Annotated in this window: 4 protein-coding genes; all 4 read left to right on the top strand. The window is 71.7% G+C overall.

Annotated elements, in window-relative coordinates; genetic code table 11:
* Positions 1 to 496, top strand: a 496-nt coding sequence (locus ACFWGD_RS13090; protein ID WP_377779124.1) for a beta-ketoacyl-[acyl-carrier-protein] synthase family protein, incomplete at its 5' end; no start/stop codon positions are given.
* Positions 493 to 1,704 carry a ketosynthase chain-length factor gene (locus tag ACFWGD_RS13085; RefSeq protein ID WP_377779123.1) on the top strand — a complete coding sequence of 404 codons (1,212 nt, stop codon included), beginning with the start codon at positions 493 to 495 and terminating at the stop codon, positions 1,702 to 1,704. The genes ACFWGD_RS13090 and ACFWGD_RS13085, both read left to right, overlap by 4 nt.
* Positions 1,705 to 1,766: 62 nt before the next feature.
* Positions 1,767 to 2,042, top strand: a complete 276-nt coding sequence (locus ACFWGD_RS13080) for a phosphopantetheine-binding protein (RefSeq protein WP_377779122.1) — start codon at positions 1,767 to 1,769, stop codon at positions 2,040 to 2,042.
* Between the two features lie 16 nt (positions 2,043 to 2,058).
* Entirely contained in the window at positions 2,059 to 2,847 is a 789-nt protein-coding gene (gene fabG, locus ACFWGD_RS13075) for a 3-oxoacyl-ACP reductase FabG (protein WP_377779121.1), read from the top strand.
* Positions 2,848 to 2,910 lie beyond the last annotated feature (63 nt).

The raw sequence follows: 2,910 nt of genomic DNA, 5'->3' as shown, positions 1-2,910 counted from the left end.
CATCTACGCCGAGATCGCCGGCTACGCGAGCCGCTCCAACGCCTACCACATGACCGGACTGCGTCCGGACGGCGTGGAGATGGCCGAGGCGATCCGCCTGGCCCTCGACGAGGCGCGGATGAACGGCGACGAGATCGACTACATCAACGCGCACGGCAGCGGCACCAAGCAGAACGACCGCCACGAGACGGCGGCGTTCAAGAGGAGCCTGGGCGAGCACGCGTACCGCACGCCGGTCAGCTCCATCAAGTCGATGGTGGGTCACTCGCTGGGCGCCATCGGCTCCATCGAGATCGCGGCCTCCGCGCTGGCCATGGAGCACAACGTGGTCCCGCCGACCGCCAACCTGCACACTCCGGACCCGGAGTGCGACCTCGACTACGTCCCCCTCACCGCGCGCGAGCAGCTCACCGACGCGGTCCTGACCGTGGGCAGCGGATTCGGCGGCTTCCAGAGCGCCATGGTGCTGGCCAATCCCGAGAGGAGCCTCGTATGAGCGCCTCGGTCGTCGTGACCGGCCTCGGCGTGGCAGCCCCCAACGGGCTGGGCGCACAGGACTACTGGTCGGCCACCCTGGCCGGCAAGAGCGGTATCGGGCGGATCACCCGCTTCGACCCCTCCGACTACCCGGCCAAGCTGGCCGGGCAGATTCCCGGCACGACCGCGGACGACGCGCTGCCGAGCCGGCTGCTCCCGCAGACCGACCGGGTGACGCGGCTCGCGCTCGTCGCCGCGGACTGGGCGCTGGAGGACGCCGGGGTGCGGCCCGCGGAGCTCGACGGCTTCGATATGGGCGTCGTCACCGCGAGTGCGGCCGGCGGCTTCGAGTTCGGCCAGGGCGAGCTGCAGCGTCTGTGGAGCAAGGGCAGCCAGTACGTGTCCGCGTACCAGTCCTTCGCCTGGTTCTACGCCGTCAACAGCGGCCAGATCTCGATCCGCAACGGCATGAAGGGCCCGGCCGGGGTCGTCGTCAGCGACCAGGCGGGCGGCCTCGACGCCGTGGCCCAGGCCCGCCGGCAGGTCCGCAAGGGCACCCGGATCATCGTCTCCGGAGCCGTCGACGCCTCGATCTGCCAGTGGGGCTGGGTGGCGCAGCTGGCCAGCGGCCGGCTGAGCACCTCGGAGGAGCCCGGCCAGGCGTACGTGCCGTTCGGCCGTGACGCCCAGGGCTTCGTACCGGGCGAGGGCGGCGCGATCCTCATCATGGAGTCCGCCGAGTCGGCCCGCGAGCGCGGCGCCGAGATCTACGGCGAGATCTCCGGGTACGGGGCGACCATCGACCCGAAGCCCGGCAGCGACCGCGTTCCGGGTCTGCGCAAGGCCATCGAGCTCGCGCTCGCCGACGCCGGCGCGGCGCCGGGCGAGGTGGACGTGGTCTTCGCCGACGGAGCCGCGGACCCGCGCCTGGACCGCGGCGAGGCCGACGCCATCAACGCGGTGTTCGGCGCCCGGTCGGTGCCGGTCACCCTGCCCAAGACGATGACGGGCCGCCTGTACGCGGGCGCGGCCCCGCTCGACCTGGCCGCGGCCTTCCTGTCGATGCGCGACGGGGTCATCCCGCCGACCGTCAACGTCGACCCGTGCGCCGAGTACGAGCTCGACCTCGTGCTGGACCAGCCGCGCCCGGCCGCCGTGCGCACCGCGCTCGTGCTGGCCCGGGGCCACGGAGGCTTCAACTCCGCGATGGTCGTCCGCGCCGTCTAGCCACTCCGCTACCACCGCTTGGGCATGCCGCAGAGGTGTGCCGTACCGATGAAGGGAACGACATGGCCAGCAAGTCTTTCACCCTCGAGGATCTCAAGCGCATCATCCTCGAGGCCGCGGGTGTGGCGGAGGGCGTCGACCTCGACGGCGACATCCTGGACACCACGTTCGCGACGCTCCAGTACGAGTCGCTCGCGCTGCTGGAGGCCGGCAGCCTCATCGAGCGCGAGTACGGCATCTCGCTCGACGAGGAGGCCGTGGACGACACCCTCACCCCGCGCGCGCTCATAGACGTCGTCAACGCGCTGCTGCCCTCCTCCGCCGCCGTGGCCGCGTGAAGGGGCTGATCTCGGGATGACGCAGAACACGACGGCACGAGTCGCACTGATTTCGGGCGCGACGAGCGGGATCGGCCTGGAGTCGGCCCGGCTGCTGGCCCAGCAGGGGCACCGGGTGTTCATCGGCGCGCGCAGCGCCGAGAACGTGGCCGCCACGGTCAAGGAGCTCCAGGCCGAGGGCCTCGACGTCGACGGCGGTGTCCTCGACGTCCGCGACGGAGCCTCGGTGACGGCCTTCGTCCAGGCCGCGGTGGACCGCTTCGGGACGGTCGACGTCCTGGTCAACAACGCCGGCCGGTCCGGCGGCGGCGTGACCGCGGACATCGCGGACGAGCTGTGGAACGACGTGATCGAGACCAACCTCAACAGCGTCTTCCGGCTGACCCGCGAGGTGCTGACGACCGGCGGGATGCGGAACAAGAGCCGCGGCCGGATCATCTCCATCGCCTCCACCGCGGGCAAGCAGGGCGTCGTCCTCGGCGCCCCGTACTCGGCCTCCAAGCACGGGGTGGTCGGCTTCACCAAGGCGCTCGGCAACGAGCTCGCCCCCACCGGCATCACGGTCAACGCCGTCTGCCCGGGGTACGTCGAGACGCCGATGGCGCAGAAGGTGCGCCAGGGCTACGCGGCCGCCTACGACACCTCCGAGGACGCCATCCTCGAGAAGTTCCAGTCGAAGATCCCGCTCGGCCGCTACTCCACGCCGCAGGAGGTCGCCGGCCTGGTCGGCTACCTGGCCTCGGACACGGCGGCGTCGATCACGGCGCAGGCGCTCAACGTCTGCGGCGGGCTCGGCAACTTCTGATCCGCCGCCAGGCGGGCACATTCGCGGACCCCTCCCAGGGCCTCCGGGCACGCGGGCCCGGAG

Origin of the sequence: Corynebacterium sp. NPDC060344 (genome assembly GCF_042725215.1) — a bacterium.
Taxonomy (GTDB): domain Bacteria; phylum Actinomycetota; class Actinomycetes; order Mycobacteriales; family Mycobacteriaceae; genus Corynebacterium.
Note: the sequence above shows the minus strand (reverse complement) of the source record. Positions and strands in the feature narration are given on the sequence as shown.